The organism is Pedobacter sp. Bi126, assembly GCF_918698245.1.
Lineage (GTDB): Bacteria > Bacteroidota > Bacteroidia > Sphingobacteriales > Sphingobacteriaceae > Pedobacter.
Map to the genome: position 1 here is coordinate 280,919 of NZ_CAKKMS010000005.1, position 22,287 is coordinate 303,205.

Genomic DNA, 22,287 nt, shown 5'->3' on the forward strand with positions numbered 1-22,287 from the left:
CCGCTTCGTCAAGACTCTGTGGTATTGCAGTGGCTACTGCTTTGTTGGTTAGCATGGCCAGTGATGCGGTCGCGACCGAAAATATCTTTCCTGATAAACGCAGGTGTTCCAGCCTGCCCGATTTCTTTTTTAACATGTTTCTGGCAGTGTTTCGTTAATCTTTTGATTGATGATCGGTGCGATTGCCCGGCTGTGTTTTTTTAGGTTCCAGGTGAAAAGTCCCCCGCAGTCGTTGAGTTTTTCGCATGCCTGGCATTCGGGCAGGTATTCGTTTTTCCAGTCGGAAATGGACTTGCGGCAGTGTGCCCACAGCTTTTCGGGAATGGTACATAACTGGGTATTATATATGGATACGTTCATGTTGCGGTAGGACAGATACTCCACAGCTTTGGTCAGTTCTGTGGTATAGTCTACAGGGTCGATCCAGAGTTTTTCGATGTTGAAGGGGGTATAACCTGTAAATTCAAGGCCCATAAAGGTGATGTGTTCGCTAAAGGGCAGGTTCTTGTAAATGTATGCCGATAGTTTTGCAAGCCTTGGTATGGATGCTTTGTGCAATACAACACGGATTTCTATCCTGATACCGTACCGGGCAAGGTTATGTAACCCCAGGATGGTCTGGTTAAAGGCATCTTTTGCCTGTACAATGTAGTCGTGGCTATCCGCATAGTCGGAATATAGCGGGATACCGAGCATAATCCTGTGGTTCTGTATTTTTGCGAGCCGCTGTGCCATGTGGTTCCAGGCAAATGTCCTGCCGTTGGTGAGGATATGGATTTCTGTATCGGGCAGTTCTATAGTGATCAGCTCCAACAGAGAGAAGAAGAGTTCTCCCATGAGTGTCGGTTCTCCTCCTGATATGGTCAATTCCATACAGTCTTTTGGGATCAGTGGGATAGCCCGTTTATATATCTCATAAAGTGCAGGAATATCGTCTTTGTCCCTTGGTGGCTGGGAACACATCAGGCAGTTGCTATTGCACCTCTCGGTGGAAAGGATGGTGTTGTGGTAGGAGTTTACCCGATAGAGTGTCCGGATAACACCATTGCTGTCTGCCATCACTACGTCCCCTTCTTCGAGATGGTCAAGGGAGTTACAGCCATATACCTGCGGGGTGATGTGCTGTGAGATTGTTTTTTGGTGATCTGTTGTGATGGTTGCCAGTGTTCCTGTGGGGAGTAGCCCTGCTATGCTGGTGATATAGATGAGCTTGTTATTTTGATTATAGGGATCCCTGGTGATCTTTCCAACCACAAAATCATCAATGCCGATTGCTTTTCCTTTTGCCCTGAATATCATATCTTTATTATCTGATCCAGCTTTCAAAAACTTTTGTTATTTCTTCGCTCCCGTCCATCAGTTCGATGAGGTAACGGATGATCTCCATGTTCTTGCGGCAGAAGGTGCTGGTCGGCCGGTAGCCCCAGATGTCCCCTTGGGTGGCATGGTTGTGCACTGGATCCGATCCGCAATAGCTCTGGAAGGCACATTCGGAGCAGCCTGGCAGAGATTCATTTGTCATCACTTCAGCAATTTCCATAGCGCGTTCGCCGTAAAAGATTTCTTCATATGATGAGCTGTCGAGGTGGCCGAGCCTGAAGGTATAGTCGCCTGATTCTGCCAGCATCCGGCTTTCATCGGTCGCGTATACGTTTCCGTCATAATTGAAAAGGATAACATTGGTGATAGCACCTGCTGGAGAATTGAGGTCTACATAACCTACAGGAAAAGGCGTAAGTATCTTCTTGAGTATGATCGTGGCATACTGTTCTCTAAAAAATTCTCCCTTAAGGTTGTATGCAATAATGTGCTGTAGTGCAGTTTTGTAAAAACTGAGGAAATCATCCATTGCATATTTGTTCTTTCGCTCGTTGCTCAGTGCAAAGCCGTACGGTGAGATCGGGCGCAGAAAAATGCTGTCAAAACCCCTTGCCCTGTATTCTTCCACGATTTCTATTGGATGGGCAAGTGAGAGGTTTGTTGCGGTCATTAAGGCCGATATGCTATCTTTTTCGATCACATTATTTGCCATCTCTATTCCTGCCACCGTCAGTTCGTAGCTGTTGTTCCCCGGTCGCCTCCGGTTCTGGTTGTGTATAAAACCTGGCCCGTCCAGTGAGGTGGAAAGAAGTATGCCGTTTTCCTTGCAGTATTCCAGTATTTCCATTGTGATTACTGCAAGGTTGGTACAGATCACATAGGTGACCTTTTTGTTGTAGCTTACTGCAAGTCTTTTTGTTCTTTCAACGGCATATTTAATGTTGTCAAAAGCCAAAAGTGCTTCACCTCCCTGAAATTCCATGGTTACAAAAGGATTAGGGGACTCCATCATCAGATCGATCCCACGGTCGATATGTTTTTTGGACATATCAAAGGCATCCTTATCTGTTGTTACCCTGGATACCTGACAATAGTGGCAGGTATGTTCGCAGCGCAGTGTAATGACAAATATATGCAGGTTGGTGAAATCATCCAGAAAAGACTTTTTTGTTCGATACCTGGTAGCCAGGACATCGATCAATGCGGGGATTGGGCTTTCTGAGATGAACATGCCGGCGATAAGATCAGCATAAAGTTCTGAATCCAATTGTTTGTCGATTTCCCGTCCGATGATACGTGCTACTGTTCCGGTAGGGTAAACAAGATGATCTCCCACTTCGTTTACAACCACTTCGCGCTGGGAATTGAGCCTGTGGAAGCGGAAGGGCATCAGGAAATACGTTTCTGTTTTTACAGAAAAGTAATCCGTGTCCTTGAATTTTCTGTTCGGTCTGGAGAGCGTGGAAACAATCATTTGCTTAGTTTTGGTATGGATTGATCGCATGCACATCAAAACCTACAGGGTCTGATACTTCTCCGGCGGGCTCCTCATCATATTCACCGTTGGAAAAGGCCTTGGCAATCAACAAATCTCTGATATTGGCTGTTTCTTTTGTTACGGTATCCCGTAGACTATAATCTATGATGTCCCGTTCGAATTTTAACTGGTAGGCTTCCAGATCGGTCTGTTCAGTTTCTGCGGCCAGTACGCTAAGGGTGACGCAGTAGTACGTACTGTCCAAGCTTCTGAAATCTGTATGAAATTTATCCCCGTACCAATAAAGGCATTTTAGGATCACATTACTGGAATAGATGGAGCGGTCAAGGTAGATAATGATGCTATTACCGTTGATGTGGTTGTGGAGAGGCGTCATGTCAGGGATAATTTGATCCAATGTAGTTAAAATATGAAAGAGATTGATGAAAATATGGAAAAGATTAACAATATCAATCCACAGCGGGAGATTCAAAGAAAATCATGTGTTGATATTTTTGGTGGTTTTTCAAGTTTTGAGGTGGCGGACAAAAGGTATCTCGCGAAAGTTATCCCACCTAAAAGTATTGATTTCAAAACTGGAAATCTTTTATTAATGCTGCAGGATGCATTGTCGAAAATATTAGTTCCAAATCAAAAAATGCTACGACTATAATGAACAGTATTTTAGAACGACGAGTTTCAATAGCTCATGCGGTTACGATTTTGGCTAAAGGAGGAATCAATGCCTCTAAGGAGGAAGCGTACATAATACTTGATTTTCTTTATCTAATGGCAAAAAACCATCCCAGCGGTATTGATATGAAAAATGTCAAGAACCCTAAGGTGAATTCGAACTCTGTATAATCAATATAAAAACCCTATTACATATATTTTTTGAACCGATTTTAAATATGGTTCATTAAATTTTTGAGCAAAAGTCGAACATAATCTATTGATGTTGTAACGATTTGTGCTTCAGAATTTTATATGCATAAAAAAAGGAGGCAACAAAAATGAGTTGTCTCCTTAAGTGCCTGGCAAGACCGTTAACGAACTTTTTTATCGAAGATTTGAAGCGAATTGCGGATTTGAAAATTTCGAAATAAGTCTTGCACATTATTTCAACTTACGAATTCAAAATGAGTTAATTGTTTTCTATAATAGTTTTAATGACAGGCTATTTTAGGACGAATCAATCCTTCTGAATTCCAAAATAGACCCTGAAACTATTCCTCACGGTTTAAAATTCTGAAAACAGAAAAAGCATGTCCAAAAAATCGTGAGGTTGAATATTTAGGATTTGGATTATTTTAGCCTAATGCTAGGATGTATCCTGAAATGATAGGAATATGTCCAGTTTGCAAAGAAGTGGAGTGGATACCATTAGCGTAATTTTCACTTTGTGGTCGAATTATAAAGCCAGACTCGCCGATTTCGTGCATAATGGCATAGCCGCAGGGGAGATCACCTGGGACCAGTTAAGCCGCTCAGCAGTGCTTTTTGATTTAGTCCCAAAACTCTATCAATTTATAAAACGCTATAATGGATTAGATTTACCTGCCTGTTAGGGGGATGCCATTTTGTGCGTTACATGCACCGCTACGATTATACTGATCTCATAAAGGATCATCAAAGGAAGGAATACGATCAGCATGGTCTGTATATCCGGTGTAGGGGTAACTACTGCTGCAATGATGAGCATCACCACCACGGCATATCTCCTGGAGCTGCGCATCAGTTTTGGGGTCAGCAGACCCAGTTTGGAAAGGAGGAGAACAATGATGGGCATTTCAAAAATAATTCCCGTTCCAAGCGTCAGTGTGACGATCGAAGAAAGATAGGAATCGATTGTGATCTGGTTCTCGATAACTTCACTCACATGGAAACCAACCAGGAAACGGATGGAATATGGGGCAATAATATAATAGCCAAACAGGATGCCTAATAAAAAAAGCAGACTGGCATAAAACACAAATCCGCTGGCCGCTTTTCTCTCTCTCAGATTAAGGGCAGGCCGGATGAACAGCCATATTTCGAATAAAAGGTAAGGGAAGCCAAGTATAATCCCGATAATTACCGATGAATTGAGCTGAAGGTTAAACTGCCCGGCCATTTCAGTATTGATGATCTTGAAGCTGATCTCCCTGAGGCAATAATCGGTGCCTAGCTTAAAGTGCCGGCCGATCCAGCACATCAAGCGGTAGGTTAGAAAATCTGCCTTTTTAGGGCCAAGGATTATCCTGTCAAAAACAAAATCGTAATATGTGAACGCCCAGGCAGTAGTCAGTGTAATTGCGAAAGCAGACCTGATCAGATGTTTGCGCAGGATATCCAGGTGATCAAAAAACGACATTTCTCCGTTATGATCGCTATCCCTGTTTTTTAGGCTTGAAAGCCATCCCAAGAGTTTATTCCTTTTATCCATCATGGAATTACCAAGTCTTCACAAGCAGCTTTCTGAGATAATTTCGCCCGTTTTGATATAGTGCCCCGATCAGCATGAAAGAAACTGTAACAAGATAATAACTGCAAAACATACTTGCGTAACGGCCATTAAGCTCCGAAATGCAGAACAGCGACAGCGGCAACTGGCCAAAAAACAGATTGATGCTTTTTTTATCAGAAAAGCTGATCATCCACCCCAAAGTGGCAAATAACGGGCATCCGATAAAAAGCGGTAGATAAGGGACCGGGTAGGTGTAGCTAAAGATAATGGCCAGGCAGGCAACCGCTCCCAGCAGTAGTGAGGGTTTCCAGTTTAACTTCCTGTTGAAGACCATTAATGTCCTTATCCGCTGGTTATTTCCGATCAAAAGAAAATATCCGATCAGCCCGGTCAGGCCAAAATAAAAGATCTGGGTGAGGGCCTTGAATTTTGGGGCAGCGGTGTGAAGGGGATCCAGTGCAGTGAAGCCAATCAGCTGGATGATAAAAAAACCGGAAACAATAATTATCGCGGCAGAAATAAATGCTGAGAATATATTCAGTCTAAGCAGGGTGGCACTTATTGTTTTGGCTATTGTCCTTCCCTTGAAGATAAGTGCCATTATAGTGCAGACCAGGATTAGGATCAGGCCGTTAAAAATTATCGGCCAAATGCTTTCATGCCCCGGAACAGCGCTAGTATCAGGGTGGTGGTAGGCTTTGAACATAAAGGCCGGAGCCAGAATGAAAAAGGACTGCAGCAATAACATGATGACAGCTCCATAAACCATAAGAAGCCCATTTTTTCTGAACGGAATGTCTGGATTGACCTTTTCAAATTCTGACTCAATCGCAGAAACAGCTCCGAGACGTTTTGTTGCGACGGCCCATACCTCTTCATCGCTCAGTCCCAGTTCGGTGAGCTCAGTGATCACATCATCAAGATGGCTGGTCAGCTCTTCTCTGTCTTCGGGAGTAAGTGATGTCCTTGCCAGATTTGACTGCCATTCTATAACCTTTAAACTGATGTAAGCGGAAGTGGTGCCCATAATGTATTTAAAAGTCCGTTCATAAATTCCCAGCTCAGTTTCTCTTCCTTCAGCTGCGTTACTCCTTTATCTGTAATGTTATAGTACCGTCGTCTCTTTTGATTTTCGGCAATCCGCCATTCTGACTGGATGAGCTCTTTGTCCTCCAGCTTTCTCAGTACTGGATACAGGGTTCCATCGGAATATAGGATCTTTCCGTTTGAGGCCTCTTTTATTTTTTTGATGATCTCATAGCCATAACTCTCGCCTTCAATAAGGGTTGAAAGGATTATGGGTATAGATGATGCTGCAGTTAGTTCCTTTGATAGCATAAAAATGTTTTTTCAAATATACATAGAAGTTCAATGTATTATGAATTATTTTTATTTTACACTTTAAAGCGAATATATCATGCTGGTTACCAGTAGATAAAAAAAATAATGTTGTTTTTAATTGTGAGCTGAAAGAGTAGGTTTAATGAAGAATAAATAAGGTAATTGAAATTTGTCTACATCATTTTTGGTCGGCACTAATAAATTTCAAACAAAATATTTTGAAATACCGGATTTAAGTTTACTTTTGTACTGTGTTACATAAGTGATACAGTGGTACGATAAAAATATTTTCATTATGATAGAGATCATTGACCTGAGTTTTGGATATTCTAAAAAATCCATACTACTTAAAAAATTGAACCTTAAACTTGAAAAAGGGCACATTTACGGGCTTTTGGGGAAAAATGGTGCTGGGAAATCTACCTTGCTCAAAAATATTGCAGGTCTTGCCTTTCCTTTTGAGGGGAAATGTATGGTCAACGGTAAAATTGCAGCAAAGCGGCAACCTTCCTTTCTTCAGGGGCTTTTTTTTATTCCCGAAGAGGTGCACATGCCCTCGCTGAGTACGGAATCCTTTGTGGCAAGGACGGCACACTTTTATCCTGCCTTTGATCGTGCATATTTTTACCAGCTGTTGTCAGAGTTTGATGTAGACAGAGGCGAGAATCTAAGCAAGCTTTCTTTTGGGCAGCAGAAAAAAATGATGATTTCTTTCGGGCTGGCGACAAATACCTCCCTTTTGATCATGGATGAGCCAACCAATGGACTTGATATTCCCTCAAAGGTTCAGTTCAGAAAGGTTATTTCCTCGGCACTCTCCGATGAGCGGTGTATCATTATCTCCACACATCAGGTGAGGGACCTGGATAGTCTGATCGATACCCTTCTTGTGCTCCATAACAAAGAGATCGTCGTAAACCTTCCTTTGGATGTGATTGGGGAGCGGTTGATCTTCACTTCGGCTGGTAGGGCAAACACAGATGGGATAATTTACGCCGAAGATAATGTGATCGGTACCAACACCATCAGTATCAATGCTAATGAGCAGTATGGTAAGGTGGATATGGAACTGCTCTTTAATGCGGTTGTTAATGGAGAAAATTTGATTTTACAACATTTGAAATAAACGGATATGAACGATATATTTAACTGGAAGCGGTTTGTCGCACTTTTCAAAAAACATAGTGCGGAAAATTACAAGACTTACCTGATGTCAACAGGTGTTCTGATCGGCGTACTCGCCCTCATCCTTAGTTTTATTGCCTATACCAGCGACGGCCATCTCGGTGTTTTTCAACAGGGTATTATTTTTCTCAATATCATGATATTTTCCGGAACCATATTTACCAGTATGATTTTTGCAGATCTCGGTAGTAGAAAGAAGGCTATACCCATTCTCACCCTTCCGGTATCGCATCTTGAAAAATATCTAGTCGCCTGGATTTATTCTTTTGTTATTTTTCAGCTGGTCTATGTCGGCTGCTTTTACGCGGTAGATTATATTGTTATACATGCGGGCAACGTCGGTATTTCCGATAAGAACAATATGGTCAATGTTTTTTCCACCGACGATCCGTTCTGGATCGCATTTCCGCAGTTTGCCGTTCTTCAGGCCATCTGTTTTATTGGAGCGATATTCTTTGAAAGGATGCATTTTATCAAAACAGCCTTCCTTTTTTTCCTATTCATCCTGTTTCTAAGTGTTTTTAATACCATGATGTTGAACTGGATTTTTGGGTTCAAGGTTGATAAGGGTATTCCGTTCAGTTCGGTCGGGATCACTGAAGCGGGGCATTTTTGGTTTATCAGGAGAGATTATTTGGGCGATACAGTGGTGTTTGTTTCACTGGTGTTGATCTGCGGCCTGTTATGGTTGGGAAGTTATTTTAGATTGAGAGAGAAGCAGGTATAATATGGAGTTCAGGGAAAACGAAGCAATTTATTCACAGGTGGCAAATTTTGTTACCGAACACATCATGCTGGGCAAATGGCTGCCAGAACAGAAAATCCCTTCAGTCAGGGAGCTGGCGTCTGATCTTCAGGTGAACCCACATACGGTGGTCAGGGCCTATGAGATACTGCAGTCAAGAGAGGTGATTTCAAATAAGAGAGGGATTGGTTTCTTCATTCACAGTGATGCCATTGAAAAAATAAAGACCTTCAGTAAGGAACGTTTCATGGGACAGGACCTGCCGGAACTGCTTAAGAATATGTACCTGCTGGATATTACCATTGAGGAAATCGGTACAGCGTTCGAATCCTATAAAATAAGCATGAACCAAACTAAATAAATATGAAAAACAGCAATATTATGATCATTTCGGCTATAGCTATTATACTGATCTCGCTAACCGTATACAATTTTACTTTAAGGGCTTCTTATCGTAACGGGGATTATAAAAATCCATTTTATGGGCTTAATTATAATCCGGTTAACAGTGTCTCACAGATCGAGCTAAACAGCTCGAATAAAATCGCATGTTATATCCGTCAAGGAAAAAAAAGTGGCATATACTTGAGTGACCGTGCAAAAGATAAGGTGATCTGGAGTGTTGGACAGGATGGTTTGAAGATCGACCTAACAGATGAGGCTAAGCGTGCCGATTTTGTGGTTTATGATGATGATCTGGTGATTGTTCTCAACAATCTGGTGCGGATCAGCACTAAGCCGTATTTTAGGACGGGCGAGAAATGGGAGCAGGGACGGCTTTTCGGTCACATTGGCATTAGTGGATTTAGAGAGGATTCCATGGATATCGATCTGGGCGCATCTTCCTCAGCTGTGCTGGACAGTATTTCTGTTGGTCGTCTGAATGCATCCATCGGCGAGCAAGGTAAAGGTGTTTCATCCCTGCAGCTGCATGCTGGGATTTTTGATAAAGCCGTATTCAAAATACCCGGAGCTGGAAAACTTGAGTTACTCGATCCGCAGATCACCAAGAGCGAATATCATCTTTCCAATGCAGCGACAGTAAGTCTCAACGGAAAGTCTTTGCAGATTATCAAAGAAAACGGGGGAAAGTTATGACGCGTTCCGACAGGTTGTATTTCTGGAATATTGCGGACCGTGATCCTGATATGCGATATTCCAACGTTGGATTAAAATTTATAACCGGATCCCATCCTGAATACCTGGCTTTCATAATAATCGGTACCGAACTAATCTGGATCCACCGCCCGTAACCTCTCTTTTGACCTTCAGTGGATTAAAAATGCGCTTGCCCATTAACAACCGTTTTCCTTGTTCTTTATGGATCTGTTTTTAAATTCCAGGATCTGTTGAAAACCGCAAATGAGTTAGATTTATCGTCGCTTGCCCAGAATTAAAGAGAGGTACTGCCCGTTAAAAGTTCTGGACCTTACAAAACAAAACTTCAAGAAACCGGGTTTAAAACGATATAAAAATAAAGGAAATGAAAGTCGTAATGCCTAGGGGATCTAGTAGCTATCACATCTATCCCAAAGAAGTAATTGATGAAATCTCCAGACGTGAGATATCTACCTTAGATGTTTTTTTAAAGAAACGCGGAATGGACAATGCCCATTTCCCCGAAATCTAAATTAACGCTCTCGAGTGCTAAAATAGTACTACTATCCATTGTATCAAAACATTTTTTTTTTTTAGTGGCCTCCAGGTGTATATTTCACTAAAATTGGGGAAGAACCACTTTTAGCGAAATCCCCATAGATACAAGATAGGGGGGAATTAGGCGTTACCAAGTTCGATATTAATTAATATATCAAATCTAATTCGTTAAATTGGATAAACCTAAGTCAATTGACCCCTTCTCACCAAAAATATTCTTCTCATATTGCCCTGTTTATCAATGAGCTTACAAATAATTAAAGATTGGTGAAATGGGGTCAAATAAGTTGTTTTGTCTAAATCCACAATTTCTAAGCTCAAGACAGTCTCTTATGTGTACGTTTGACTTCGGGGGCTGATGGTATACTTGATCTAATTCAGCAAAAATGAGCTCAAAATCTTGATAAATTCGCCAACTCTTGATTATGTTCAGTTTACAGTTTATGTGTCTATTCACTGTAAAATAGTGTTTTTTGATGTTCTGTAACGCTTTTGTTGCTATTTATTCTCTCATCTTTTTAGATTAATGCGGATTTTAGCACCAATATATTTAGGTTGTTAAAATTGAAGGATGTGAAAATTAAGCAGGTGCCCAATAGCTCCATAATCGGAGTTGTTTTATTGTACCTGATTATCTCTTTAGGAAACATCTTTTTTTTATCCAACCTGTCCCTTTTGGAATCCGCCCGCGGAATAAAATCAGCCGGCCAGTACAACGGCAGCTTTTCTCCGCTAGCAAAGGATTCAAAAATTACCAGGCAGTTTAAGTGCATTCTTGATGAACGGAAAAAAACCGTGCTTCCCGTTCTGGAAGCTATTATCATCGGGGTCATTTTGCTTTTTGGGCTTGGGCTTTTAGCCACCAACCTTAACAGGTATTTTCTTGAGATCAGATACAGGATTGCCGGATCAGTCCCAATTTATATTTCCAACCAGGTCTTTCGGATCTGAGATTTATCTCTAATTTTTTTTATTGACAGGTCCTTCATATGATGAGGTGACGACGGCCGGTTAATCACCGAGTTTCCTGTCGCGAAATCCGTCAAATCTTTTTCCTTAAATTTTAATTTAAAGACATGATCCGTATTAAACAGATTTTCTGTTTGTTCCCACTTTTATATATGGGGCTGGAAAGCCATGCCCAAACTTCCCCTAAACCCATCGGGATCGTCGATCTGATCGATCACGTGACCGCTTTTTCGCCTTCCCTGGCCGCTGATTCGGCGGCCGTGGATATCCGGGCTGCTCAGTTAAGAGAGACCGCGACGAATGCCCTTCCAAACCTGAAGCTTAACTATCAGGCGGATCTGGGCTCAAACAATAACGTGGCAGGGCCTTACATGGCCTTTGGTATCGTTCCCTCCAATTCAAGGGGCGTTAGAACCGAAAGCACCACCAAGGCCGCACTGACTAATCTAGGCATTGTTTCCCTTGATTGGGAGGTATATAATTTTGGAGCCTATAAGGCCCAGAATGCAGTAGCCAAATCAGAACTTGTCGCTGAGCGTTCCAGGTTTGCCCAACGGCGCTACCAGACCAGGGCCATTGCCATTGATGATTACCTGAGCCTTTTGAAACTTCAGGATATGTTATCTATCCAACAGCAGAACATCAGGCGCAACGAGCAGATAGGCCGGTCAATACTGTCCCTTGCCAGAAGCGGCGTACGCCCGGGAGTAGATACCAGCATTGCGGGTGCCGAACTCTCCAAATCAAGGCTGAACTATATCGAAATGGACAATACCTATAAACAGGTTCAGCTCGATATTGCAGCAATCAGCGGGCTGAATCCGCAAGGTATTGTTGCCGATAGTACGATCCTCGACCGGCTAAAATCGCTTGAGGTAAATCTATCTGTAAACCTAACCGACAGTTCAAGCCATCCGCTGCTTGATTTTTACAAAAGCAATTACCTCAGCAGCATTGAGAAAGAAAACCTGGTCAGAAAAGCCTATAATCCAAAGGTAAGCCTGCAAGCTGCGGCCTGGTCAAGGGGATCAAGCATTGATGCCAATGACAATTTCAACAGCCTCTCGAATGGCCTGGAATGGCAACGTGAAAATTACCTCGTGGGCGTAGGGATCAGTTATAACCTCTTTGATCTCCGCAGGCGTCAGTTGAAGCTTAGGACCCAGAAGGCGAGCAGCAACTTTTACTTAAAGGAACTGGAGCAGGAGAAACTAATGTTATCAAATGCCGCCCTTCAAGCGGGCCTTGAAATCAGTACTGCGCATAAAAGACTTGATGAAATACCAAACCAGTTAAAAGCAGCTGCCGCAGGATACCGCCAAAAGCTCTCCCTTTATAAAAACGGACTAACCGATATCATTGAGCTCAATGCAGCCCTGACCATTCTCTACCGCGCAGAAACTGATTTTGTTAACGCAAAGTACCTGTACGTCCAGGCTCTTTTTCAAAAGGCTATTGCCACCAATCAAGTAGATTCCCTGTTAAACGCATTAAAATAATAAAGATATGTCAATGGTTACCTCGGCCCTGAAAAAGCCGATTACAACAGTGGTGATCACCGCGAGTTTACTGCTCTTTGCAGTGCTCAGTGCGCTGAAGATCCCAATAGATATTTTTCCCCAGCTTAACTCTCCAACCATATATGTTATAGAATCCTACGGGGGGATGTCTCCCCAGCAGATGGAGGGTTTTTTCTCTACCCGTTTGCAGGATCAGTTCCTTTATGTTAACGGTGTAAAGAATATTACGGCTAAGAACATTCAGGGTTTGACGATGCTCAAGCTGAGTTTTTACGAAAGCACCAATATGGCCGAGGCCTCTGCCCAGGTTGCCCTCCAAGTTAACCGGGCCATGAAGTTCTTTCCACCCGGTGCATTGCCTCCTCAAGTGGTCCGCTTTGATGCTTCTTCACTGCCTGTTGGACAGCTTGTGCTCTCTGCCAAATCTCGCAGCCTCAAAGAAATCTATGATATGGCGGCAACGCGTATCAGGCCGATGTTTTCTTCCGTAGCAGGACTTTCTGCGCCACCGCCGTTCGGTGCCAATTCCCGCTCGATTACCATCAGTGTAGATCCGAGCAAACTCAGGAGTTATAACCTGACCCCGGACGAGGTCGTAGGTGCTTTATCCAAGTTCAATGTCATGTCGCCATCGGGAAACCTAAGGTTGGACAATACCATGATGGTAACCTCAATGAACTCTCTGGTAAAGACAGTAGATGAATTCAACAATATTCCCATAGCCACAAAAAACGGCGTTTCGATATTGGTAAGGGATGTGGCGAGGGTTGCAGATGCAGCAGATGTTACAGTAGATTATGCACTGATCAACGGAAAACGGTCGGTTTATATTCCGGTGGTCAAAACCGCAGACGCGTCGACCTGGTCGGTGGTTAAATCCTTAAAGGCCAAAATTCCGGAAATGCAGAGTCTTTTGCCAGACGATGTCCACATCTCTTATGAATTTGACCAGTCTGTAGCGGTTATAAACTCGGTAAAAAGCCTGATCACTGAAGGTGGTCTGGGTGCACTATTAACAGGGCTCATGGTATTGTTATTCCTGCGTGACCTGCGTAGCAGTCTTATCGTTGTGATTACCATTCCGGTATCGATTTTGATTGGCGTGCTTCTACTGGGCATGTTTGGTCAAACCATTAATATCATGACCTTGAGCGGTCTGGCACTTGCGATCGGGATCCTGGTCGATCAGGCAACGGTGACAATTGAAAATATCCACCAGCACCTGGAAATGGGAAAGCCCAAACGCGAGGCCATTTATGATGCCTGTGAGGAAATAGCCTTCCCGCTGCTGCTCATCCTGCTGTGTATATTGGCCGTTTTTGCACCATCCTTTATGATGAACGGGATACCAAAGGCAATGTTCCTGCCGCTATCCCTCTCGATTGGCTTTACCATGATTGTCTCCTTCATCGTAGCCCAGACCCTGGTTCCGATTTTATCCAACTGGATGATCAAGGAAGAACGTTATCAGCACTATGACCATGGCAAGATCCATGCCCATGCAGGAGAGGCGCTGGATGAAAGGGAAGCAGAACAGATTGAAAAGCACCTGGAAAACGAAAAGGATGAGCCGGAGAAAAACGATTTCTTTGAACGGGTAAAGGTGAGATTTATGGCGATCATCCAGCGGTGGATGCCGATGAAAAAAGGAATTGTCGGAATTTATCTTTTTGCTGTTATTATCCTTGCCGGACTGGGCTTTGTTTTTATTGGAAAGGATATGATGCCCAAGCTCAATAACGGGCAGTTCCAGATCCGCATCAAAGCGCCTGATGGCACTAGGTTAGAGCGCACCGAAGAGAAGTTCAAGCAGGTACTCTCCATTATCAATCAAACGGTGGATAACCATGTGGCGGTAAGTTCGGGCTATGTGGGGCTTATCCCAAGCAGTTACGGAACCAGTAACCTGTATATCTTCAATACCGGAACCCATGAAGCTGTGCTGCAGGTGAATTTGGATGAAGATTACAAGGTGAATATGGATGAGCTCAAAGATGCCCTGAGAAAGAATATAGCATATAAACTTCCTGATCTGCGCATCACTTTTGAGCCGATAGACATGACCGAAAAAATCATGAGCCAGGGTGCTGCCACGCCGATCGAGATTAGGGTGGCGGGAAAAGATATGGATCAGATCGAATCCTACTCTAACAAGGTGTTAGCAAAACTTAAAAAAATAGATTACCTCCGTGATATCCAGATTGCTCAGCCCCTGCATATCCCCGTGGTATCCATTACCCTGGACCGGCTCAAGGCAGCGCAGTTCGGACTGAACGTCGTGGATATAGCCAGGTCGGTTACCGCAAGTACCTCTTCCAGCCGTTTTACCGAAAAGAACCAGTGGCTTGATGAAAAAACTGCCTATACCTACCAGGTACAGGTGCAGGTTCCCGAATATGTAATGAATACGATGGATGAGCTGAAGGAAATTCCTTTGGTCAAAGGGCAGAGCAGTCCGGTTCTTGGCGATATTGCAACATTCAATACCAGTTATCATCCCGGAGAATATGACCGCTCAGGACCAAGACGCTTTCTTACCGTTAGTGCGAACATTTATAAAAAGGATCTTGGAACCGCAACGGCCGATGTAGAAAAGGCATTAAAGTCCGTAGGTACACCTCCTAAGGGACTTACTGCGGAAGTGAAAGGTATGTCGAGCCTGTTGACTGAGACACTATCTTCTCTTCAGGGCGGACTTGCCTTTGCAATATTGGTGATTTTCCTGCTGCTTGCAGCCAATTATCAGTCTTTCAAGCTTTCGCTGACCGTGCTTTCGACTGTTCCGGCAGTAATCTTAGGGTCGCTTACCGCATTATTGCTAACAGGCTCTACGCTTAACCTGCAGAGCTATATGGGAATGATCATGTCCACCGGGGTATCAGTGGCCAATGCGATATTGATCGTGACCAACGCCGAAAAACTCAGACTGGAGTATAAGGATTCTACCCGGGCGGCAGTGGTGAGTGCGGGCATCCGTTTAAGGCCGATCCTGATGACTAGTTTTGCGATGATCGCGGGGATGATCCCCATGGCCTCAGGGCTAGGCGAATCCGGTGAACAGACCGCACCGCTCGGAAGGGCCGTTATTGGAGGGCTATTCTTTTCTACCCTTGCAGCGCTCTTCATCCTTCCGCAGGTCTTCGCCTGGGTACAGAAAAAAAGTAGCTTAAAGGAACCCAACCTAATGCCTAGAAAAACAAGAATTTAAAAAGATAAACAACATGAAAACCAGATTCATTCCAATTATAATTTTGATCAGTACCCTGGCCGCCTGTGGCGGAAACCAGAAGCCTGTGGACATCAGCCCCGCAAAAAATGGCAAGGAAGCCAAATATGAAACCGCCAAGGTCGAAGAGCAGGCCCTGTCCAGTTATACCCGTATTCCGGGAATGCTCAAGCCTTTCAATCAGGTAAACATTTTTCCGAAAGCCAACGGCTTTGTGAAGGCCATATTGGTCGACTTGGGTTCAAAGGTAACCAAGGGCCAGCTGCTGATGACCCTGGAAGCACCAGAACTTGAATCGCAGTTACAGTCAGCAAATTCCCGCTACCTGCAGGCACGTGAGACTGCATCAGCGAGCAGTGAGAAATACAGGCGGCTTAAAGAGGCAGCAAAGGAGGAAGGTTCGGTATCGCCTTTAGAACTTGACAATGCGCTTTCCAGGATGAGAGGGGATAAGGCCATTGCCGAAGCCGAGCGGTCAAACGTTGCTTCTGTACGCACCATGCAGGATTACTTAAAAGTATATGCGCCTTTTGATGGGGTGATCGTGGACAGAAATGTTTCCCCGGGAGCACTGGTATCAGCAGGTAAATCTTCAGATCTGCCCATGCTGGTATTGCAGGACCTGACCCACATGAGGCTTGAGGTATCCATTCCAGAAGATTATGTGGACAAGGTGGACCTAAGCCAGATGGTCAAGTTCCGCTTCAATGCACTGCCGGGGGAACAGCACCAGGCAAAGATCAGCCGGTCAGCAAATTCCCTTGGCAACATGCGCCAGGAAGTTGTGGAGGTTGATGTAGCTAATAAAGACAACCGTTTAAAGGCGGGAATGTATGCAGAGGTTGAAATCCCGCTTAAATCCGGTGCCACCTCGCTTCTTGTGCCAAATTCGGCTATTGTCCGGTCTACAGAGCGGAAATATGTAGTGGAGGTGGAAAACGGTAAAGCCCTGCTCGTTGACATCAAGGAAGGGATGAAGGGAACGGACATGACCGAGATTTTCGGTGCAATCAAAGCAGGGGCAGAGATCATTTCGCCTGCGAATGATGAGATCAAAAGCGGTCAAGCGCTTTAATACTCCGCCAGGCGGAGCGCAATCCGCCTGGCAAATCTTTTTATTAGTCAGATAAGAAAAAAGGAAAATATGAAAAATTTAGAATTCAACCATGAGTTTGAAATGGATGGTATGCACGTTTGTATAGATATACCGAAGAAAAAATGCAACCAAATCTACATCGAGGGAGAACTCCTTGGGACGGTTTGGGAATGCAGAAAACAGGGAGTTACGTCCTTCATCTCCAGGGATTTTAAACTTGCTCCACATCTGGAGCGCATAATAAACGAGTTGAACCTTTTTACCAGGGTTTCCTTATGAGTACTTCGGGCAAATGGACATCGAAGTTTTGTTTGATAGCGGTCTTTTTACTAGTGGCCGCAATGGTACAGGCGCAGGGTAACGCTGCCTTCTCTAAAATATCCCTGGGTTTTGTCATGGGCTTTCCAACAGGTAAAATAGCTAAGGTGTATGTCAATGGTTACGGTGCTTCGGTTAAGGCGGAATATAATATTGCAAGCGCTATTAACCTTACTGGTTCTGCCGGTTATTTGGTTTTTCGTTATAGGGATGATGTCAAAAAACGCCTTGATTATAACGGAGAGGAGACCCGTGCAAATGGTGTACTACCCATAAAACTGGGGGCTAAATATTATTTCGCAGGGATTTACTATGCCGCAATTGAGGTGGGCACTGCCAATACCCTAGGCGATAGGATCAGTTCATCATTTTCCTACGGCCCGACCCTTGGCGTTTATCTGCCTTTTTCGAAAAATTATGGAGCAGATCTTGGAGTTCGCTATGAAGGATGGAAAGGTAGCGGCGGGCAGGTCTCTTTTTTTGGCTTGCGCTTGGCTTTTGCAATAGGTAAAAACCGATGATCTGGAAACTTAATTCAATATAAATTATTATGGTAAAAGTGAAAGAAAACAGGTGCATTGATGAGTCCGTCGGGAAAATTATTTTGAAAAACCCTTGGCTGGGCGGAAATATGGCATCTGCAGACCTGGAATCAAGGCAAAGATTTCTAAAAAGGCTTTTGGAATGTTTAAATGAAGAAACGGGATTTTCTAAAAAGAAATGATTATTAGAATCACTGCATATGAGAAAAAAAATCATACTACTGGAAGATAATGATGGTATCAGGGACATGCTAAAATTCTTTCTTGAGGATGAAGATTTTCAGGTAACGGAATATGCATCAATAGGAGCATTTATCGGTGTTGCAACAAATAGCCCGCCAGATCTTTTTATATTGGATGTTATGTTGGGTGATGGAAACGGGATGGAGCTATGCAATAAGTTGAAATCAGATGAAAAGACCGGGCATATCCCTGTCATCATGATGAGTGCCCATGAAGATATTTACAGGATGAGGGAAATTTGTGCTGCTGATGATTTTGTTTCAAAGCCCTTCGATATTTTTGAACTGATATTAAAAATCAGGGACCTTCTTAAAGAAAAGGAATGAAGATTAGGCTATCGCTATGCGATTGCTTTCATCAAATAGACGAGCAGGGCTATACTTGATACAAAGATCAATACAGTCATTACTTTTATAAATAATGTTGAGTGATAGTAATGCCCGGCATCAAGCTGCACCTTGGTTTTATGGTAACGGACAAAGGAGAATACGATGGTTATCGTTCCAAGTGCGACCAGTAATATGCCTATCCGTTGGGAATCACCGGTCTGGTGAACAGAAGCCTTTGTTCCTAGGGCAAGTGCAATCTGTCTGATAAAAAGTGAAAACTTAACCACCACAAAACCAAAGCCCATTACGGCAATACTGGTCCTGATCCAGGCCAGGAAAGTCCGCTCATTGGCCAGATGGTCTCCTGGCGTACCCGCATTATGCATATCCTTCATTTTTTTTGTTTTATAACCGAACACTCATTGGTAAAAATGGTTTTCGTTCTTTGGTTTATTAACTTACATCGGCCTCATGGAATGCCTTTCCACTATTCTGGTTAGAACAACGTTAAGCTAATTTATAGTAGTCTGAGAAAATGCTCAGAAATTGTTTTTTTTCTGGAAAATCCCTCCCGGTAAACTCTGGAGCAATATGAAAGCAAATACAACGAGTACCAGTTGTGAAACAATAGGAAAGACATAGTAAAATATGCTTGAAGTCGTTGAACTGTCCGAAGAAGCGAGCCTGTAAAGGCTTCGGGCTACTAAAGGTATCAACAGGTATTTGGCCCAGTTAAACCTGCGCAGGATTAGAGCTGAAACAAAATACCTAAAGCTTAGTATAAACAGGGTTAGAAAAAATTCCGTGGCACCTTCAATACCTTGTATGAAAATATTTGATAAGCCAAGCAGTAGGCTGATCAATACCATGTTTGATGCAACCTTGAATTTTTCATCGGTTTCCATTTCTGTAAATTCTTTCGCGATGGCAGAAGTTCCTGTTCTCGGACCACCTCTCTAAATTACTATTATTTCAACTAAAATAAAAATTCATCTAAGATCATTCCATTACTCCATCAGAATATACGTATTCTCAGTTCGTCAAAATAATGCTGCAAGGGTGGGGTATTTTATTTACTCTTTTTTTAGCCAACGATAAAGCAAACGGTATCATGATATAAGCTTTATAAACAGTTTTTTGAATGATCACCACGTTTACATATTAATCTCAATAATTTCTTCAAAACCATTATTTCTATCAAAAATAAATTTCAAGGCTTACTATTCGGAAAGTATGTCTAAGCTGTAGCCCGCTATTGAGCAAAGTGTACGTTCGCAAATTTAACAGTAGGTTAATATAAATGTAACAGGTGATTATTAGATTCGAGCTTAATCATCATTCATCAATGATTAGTAAGATTTTTTATAGTTTGACCCAAACGGATGTCTGGGTCATTCTTTTTCTAATCGATTGAGTTATTCAAGTAGATTAACTGTAAAAAGATCCTTATTAGCCAAGGCAGGGTCGATGCATTTTGTAATTACGACGGTTCTCAGCAGGTATTAGCCATGGCTTTCTCAATACTGATTCTTTACCGATGATATTTAACCCAAAAAAACAACCCGATGTTTGGAGAATTTTATCCAAAGGCACAAGTGAAAATTTCAAAATAATGGAAAGAGTCCAGTAGCTTGCCCAAAACTACCGATCCTGATTTAACGAAGTGAGAACTCAGGACCAACAGCCCAGAGATAGCATAGCAGGGTCAAATGGTGCTGGGTACCCTATTCAACTTCTAACGGGGAAATGTCAGTTTTGATTTCTATCTATTAAGGATGAACGACTACCCATCCTTCCGCCGAACGGATGATGATCTCGCCGTTGCCGCTGGGTACATAGCTAATGAAATCAAATAGGTCTGACTTATCAATTTTACGCTCGCGAACAGTATTCTCGCACTGGGCAAGGATAACACCCTTTGATTTTAGGATACCAAGTTGATCGAGAAATTTTCCATCCTTACGGTAAACCGCCACTCCATCCCCGAAGGAGATAAGCTCTATTTTCAGTTTTCCCTTTAACCGGGGATCTTCCAGGGCGTTGTTGATATTCCTTAGTGTACCGGAGATATGCTTTTCATCAGCGCTGTTGATTACATAGAGCGCCTTATAAGATTTCTTTTTTGCTACAGCACCCGTAAAAGCTGTTGTGTTTTCCTGGGCAGATACTTTTAAGGATAGCACTGTAATGAAAACAAGGGTAATGAGGATCAGTAATTTTTTCATGTTATTTTTTTGTTTTTGTGAGATGCTGTTTTTCTATTTCAATAAACGGACCATATTTGTGCTGTCTTTCAGTAAATGAATCTGCATAAGGCCCGAAGGGATAGTCGATAGGCTTTCGGGATAGTTCCGGGTAATCATTTTTTTGCCCAAGATGTGGCCTCGGTTGCGAATTCACATATGCTGCTACATTCCAGGCCTCCTCATCGCTTAAGACCGGATCTTTATAACTTGTTCCATACGGCATATTCTCTTTCACAAATCCTGCAAAATTCCCAAGTCTGAACATTCCTGCGCCATCATTATAGCTGTCCCCGCCCCATAGGGGCGGGTAAATATACCCTTTCCCATCTATTGAGGCCAATCCCTTGCCCGCTTCTCCATGACAGCTGCTGCATCTGGAGGCGTAAACCATTTTTCCTTTTAGGGGATCAGCCGGTACACTTAGATAAGGAATTTTTTTTACTGAGTTATCCGCAAGGGGATGGGCATCGACTGGTTTTTCCCCGATCCATTTTAAATAAGACAACATCGCCTGCATTTCCCTGGAATTTCTTTCCGGCGCTTTACCGTTCATGCTTCGCTCAAAGCACTCATCAATCCGTTCAAAGGCTTCTTCCTTTCTCCCGCTTCTTGCCGTCATTTTTGGGAAACCTGAATAGAAAACCGAGAAATTATTGGCAAAGGGCCTGGTTCCAGCATCCAAATGGCAGTTCTGGCAGTTCATCCCGTTAGCAAGCTTTCCGACAGTGCCCTTTGGCCCTAAATAGGATGCGGTGCTGACAATCAAATTCCGGCCATACCTGATCAAATCTGCATCTGCTTTGCGCTGAAGCTGTGTGGTATCGGGTGCGGTCCAGTATTCGGGCTGGGGAATATGGTCCGCTACAGGCTTTAACTGATTCCCTGAGGTGGATGGATTGGGCTTATCCGCACAAGGGGGGCGTGGGAGATGAAATCCGCTGATGGCTAAAACCAGGGAAAACATCACTCCAACAAGGATCAATGCAGTCCACGCCAGATATTTTCCAAGAAGAGAAAACGCTTTCAGCTGCTCTTGCTTATCTGTTTCTGCTTTCATTTCCTTAAAATTTTACCTCTGAAAATCTTTGATGGCCTCGCTAATATAAAGCACTTTTTGTTTACAATAAATCATTGATGCAATAAATAAATTTGTGGCCGCACTAAGGATGTTTAACAGTTTATTCCACAATCTCGACAAACAGATAGAGCGATGTTAATGGGGGACTTTGTCTTTTATCATTCCATAAAGGAAAGTTCCCAGAAGTGCACCTAAGATGACTACTGCCATACCCGCATATCCGCTTCCAAGGTTAACAAACATCGGACCAGGGCATGCACCGGTAAGCGCCCAGCCCAGGCCGAAAATCGTACCGCCGAGGATGTATTTAACATAGGCTTTATCCTTATCGTGGAAGGTAATTGGGCTTCCTGTGATGTCTTTGGCTTTAAATTTTTTAATCAGGAATACTGCAACCACCCCAAGCACAACGGCAGTACCAATAATGCCGTACATGTGGAAAGACTGGAAACGGAACATCTCCTGGATTCTGTACCAGGAAACGGCCTCAGATTTGGTCATAATGATGCCGAAAAGTATGCCGGCAAGGGTATATTTTATGAGTTTCATT

21 protein-coding genes are annotated in these 22,287 nt (G+C 43.2%); 11 read left to right on the forward strand and 10 right to left on the reverse strand.

The genetic code is table 11. The annotated features are described in order from the left end of the window. Window positions 1-129 precede the first annotated feature (129 nt). Genes hxsC through hxsD form a run of 3 tightly spaced genes read right to left on the reverse strand, consistent with a single transcriptional unit; the run spans window position 130 to window position 3,194 of the window. A complete protein-coding gene (gene hxsC / locus LQ201_RS19765; protein WP_230145017.1) occupies window positions 130-1,326 on the reverse strand; it encodes a His-Xaa-Ser system radical SAM maturase HxsC in 1,197 nt (398 codons plus the stop codon). Continuing rightward, the gene (gene hxsB, locus LQ201_RS19770) at window positions 1,307-2,794 is read right to left on the reverse strand and encodes a His-Xaa-Ser system radical SAM maturase HxsB (protein ID WP_230145018.1); all 1,488 of its coding nucleotides are present in this window, start codon (window positions 2,792-2,794) and stop codon (window positions 1,307-1,309) included. The genes hxsC and hxsB overlap by 20 nt, the downstream gene beginning before the upstream one ends. Window positions 2,795-2,798: 4 nt before the next feature. Further along, window positions 2,799-3,194: a His-Xaa-Ser system protein HxsD gene (hxsD, locus tag LQ201_RS19775; RefSeq protein WP_230145019.1), complete on the reverse strand. Its 396-nt coding sequence runs from the start codon at window positions 3,192-3,194 to the stop codon at window positions 2,799-2,801. A 33-nt stretch (window positions 3,195-3,227) separates the two neighbouring features. Here hxsD and LQ201_RS19780 point away from each other — a divergent pair, with 33 nt between their 5' ends. Together LQ201_RS19780 and LQ201_RS19785 are read left to right on the forward strand one after the other, a co-directional pair. After that, the gene (locus LQ201_RS19780; protein WP_230145020.1) at window positions 3,228-3,470 is read left to right on the forward strand and encodes a hypothetical protein; all 243 of its coding nucleotides are present in this window, start codon (window positions 3,228-3,230) and stop codon (window positions 3,468-3,470) included. Between the two features lie 676 nt (window positions 3,471-4,146). Then, entirely contained in the window at window positions 4,147-4,365 is a 219-nt protein-coding gene (locus LQ201_RS19785; protein ID WP_230145021.1) for a hypothetical protein, read from the forward strand. Here the strand turns inward: LQ201_RS19785 and tatC are convergent. The 3 genes from tatC to LQ201_RS19800 are packed head-to-tail and all read right to left on the reverse strand — an operon-like array spanning window position 4,362 to window position 6,581. Further along, the gene (gene tatC / locus LQ201_RS19790) at window positions 4,362-5,225 is read right to left on the reverse strand and encodes a twin-arginine translocase subunit TatC (RefSeq protein WP_230145022.1); all 864 of its coding nucleotides are present in this window, start codon (window positions 5,223-5,225) and stop codon (window positions 4,362-4,364) included. The genes LQ201_RS19785 and tatC overlap by 4 nt on opposite strands. A gap of 4 nt (window positions 5,226-5,229) precedes the next feature. Further along, on the reverse strand, window positions 5,230-6,270 hold the full coding sequence (locus tag LQ201_RS19795) for a hypothetical protein (RefSeq protein WP_230145023.1): 1,041 nt from the start codon (window positions 6,268-6,270) through the stop codon (window positions 5,230-5,232). After that, window positions 6,240-6,581, reverse strand: coding sequence for a PadR family transcriptional regulator (locus LQ201_RS19800; protein ID WP_230145024.1), 342 nt, complete (start codon window positions 6,579-6,581; stop codon window positions 6,240-6,242). The genes LQ201_RS19795 and LQ201_RS19800 overlap by 31 nt, the downstream gene beginning before the upstream one ends. 298 nt (window positions 6,582-6,879) lie before the next feature. Here LQ201_RS19800 and LQ201_RS19805 point away from each other — a divergent pair, with 298 nt between their 5' ends. The 9 genes from LQ201_RS19805 (at window position 6,880) to LQ201_RS19845 (ending at window position 18,410) form a co-directional block, all read left to right on the forward strand. Continuing rightward, complete coding sequence (locus tag LQ201_RS19805) at window positions 6,880-7,710, forward strand: ABC transporter ATP-binding protein (RefSeq protein WP_230145025.1); 831 nt, start codon at window positions 6,880-6,882, stop codon at window positions 7,708-7,710. Window positions 7,711-7,716: 6 nt separating this feature from the next. Further along, window positions 7,717-8,496 (forward strand): hypothetical protein, encoded by a 780-nt coding sequence (locus LQ201_RS19810; RefSeq protein ID WP_230145026.1) that lies wholly within the window; start codon window positions 7,717-7,719, stop codon window positions 8,494-8,496. 1 nt (window position 8,497) lies between these two features. Then, window positions 8,498-8,875, forward strand: coding sequence for a GntR family transcriptional regulator (locus LQ201_RS19815; RefSeq protein ID WP_230145027.1), 378 nt, complete (start codon window positions 8,498-8,500; stop codon window positions 8,873-8,875). Between the two features lie 2 nt (window positions 8,876-8,877). Then, complete coding sequence (locus LQ201_RS19820; protein ID WP_230145028.1) at window positions 8,878-9,612, forward strand: hypothetical protein; 735 nt, start codon at window positions 8,878-8,880, stop codon at window positions 9,610-9,612. A 1,634-nt stretch (window positions 9,613-11,246) separates the two neighbouring features. Next, window positions 11,247-12,638: a TolC family protein gene (locus LQ201_RS19825; protein WP_230145030.1), complete on the forward strand. Its 1,392-nt coding sequence runs from the start codon at window positions 11,247-11,249 to the stop codon at window positions 12,636-12,638. Window positions 12,639-12,645: 7 nt separating this feature from the next. Next, window positions 12,646-15,867, forward strand: a complete 3,222-nt coding sequence (locus LQ201_RS19830) for an efflux RND transporter permease subunit (protein ID WP_230145031.1) — start codon at window positions 12,646-12,648, stop codon at window positions 15,865-15,867. Between the two features lie 13 nt (window positions 15,868-15,880). Next, entirely contained in the window at window positions 15,881-16,960 is a 1,080-nt protein-coding gene (locus LQ201_RS19835) for an efflux RND transporter periplasmic adaptor subunit (protein WP_230145032.1), read from the forward strand. Window positions 16,961-17,256: 296 nt separating this feature from the next. Next, window positions 17,257-17,820 carry a hypothetical protein gene (locus LQ201_RS19840; RefSeq protein ID WP_230145033.1) on the forward strand — a complete coding sequence of 188 codons (564 nt, stop codon included), beginning with the start codon at window positions 17,257-17,259 and terminating at the stop codon, window positions 17,818-17,820. 221 nt (window positions 17,821-18,041) lie between these two features. Beyond that, window positions 18,042-18,410, forward strand: a complete 369-nt coding sequence (locus LQ201_RS19845) for a response regulator transcription factor (RefSeq protein WP_230145035.1) — start codon at window positions 18,042-18,044, stop codon at window positions 18,408-18,410. A 14-nt stretch (window positions 18,411-18,424) separates the two neighbouring features. Here LQ201_RS19845 and LQ201_RS19850 read toward each other — a convergent pair whose 3' ends face one another. The 4 genes from LQ201_RS19850 to LQ201_RS19865 form a co-directional block, all read right to left on the reverse strand. Beyond that, window positions 18,425-18,808: a YidH family protein gene (locus LQ201_RS19850; protein WP_230145036.1), complete on the reverse strand. Its 384-nt coding sequence runs from the start codon at window positions 18,806-18,808 to the stop codon at window positions 18,425-18,427. Window positions 18,809-20,182: 1,374 nt separating this feature from the next. After that, window positions 20,183-20,638: a DsrE family protein gene (locus LQ201_RS19855; protein WP_230145037.1), complete on the reverse strand. Its 456-nt coding sequence runs from the start codon at window positions 20,636-20,638 to the stop codon at window positions 20,183-20,185. A 1-nt stretch (window position 20,639) separates the two neighbouring features. Further along, window positions 20,640-21,716, reverse strand: a complete 1,077-nt coding sequence (locus tag LQ201_RS19860; RefSeq protein WP_230145038.1) for a c-type cytochrome — start codon at window positions 21,714-21,716, stop codon at window positions 20,640-20,642. A 156-nt stretch (window positions 21,717-21,872) separates the two neighbouring features. Next, window positions 21,873-22,286: a DUF6691 family protein gene (locus LQ201_RS19865; protein ID WP_230145039.1), complete on the reverse strand. Its 414-nt coding sequence runs from the start codon at window positions 22,284-22,286 to the stop codon at window positions 21,873-21,875. Window position 22,287 lies beyond the last annotated feature (1 nt).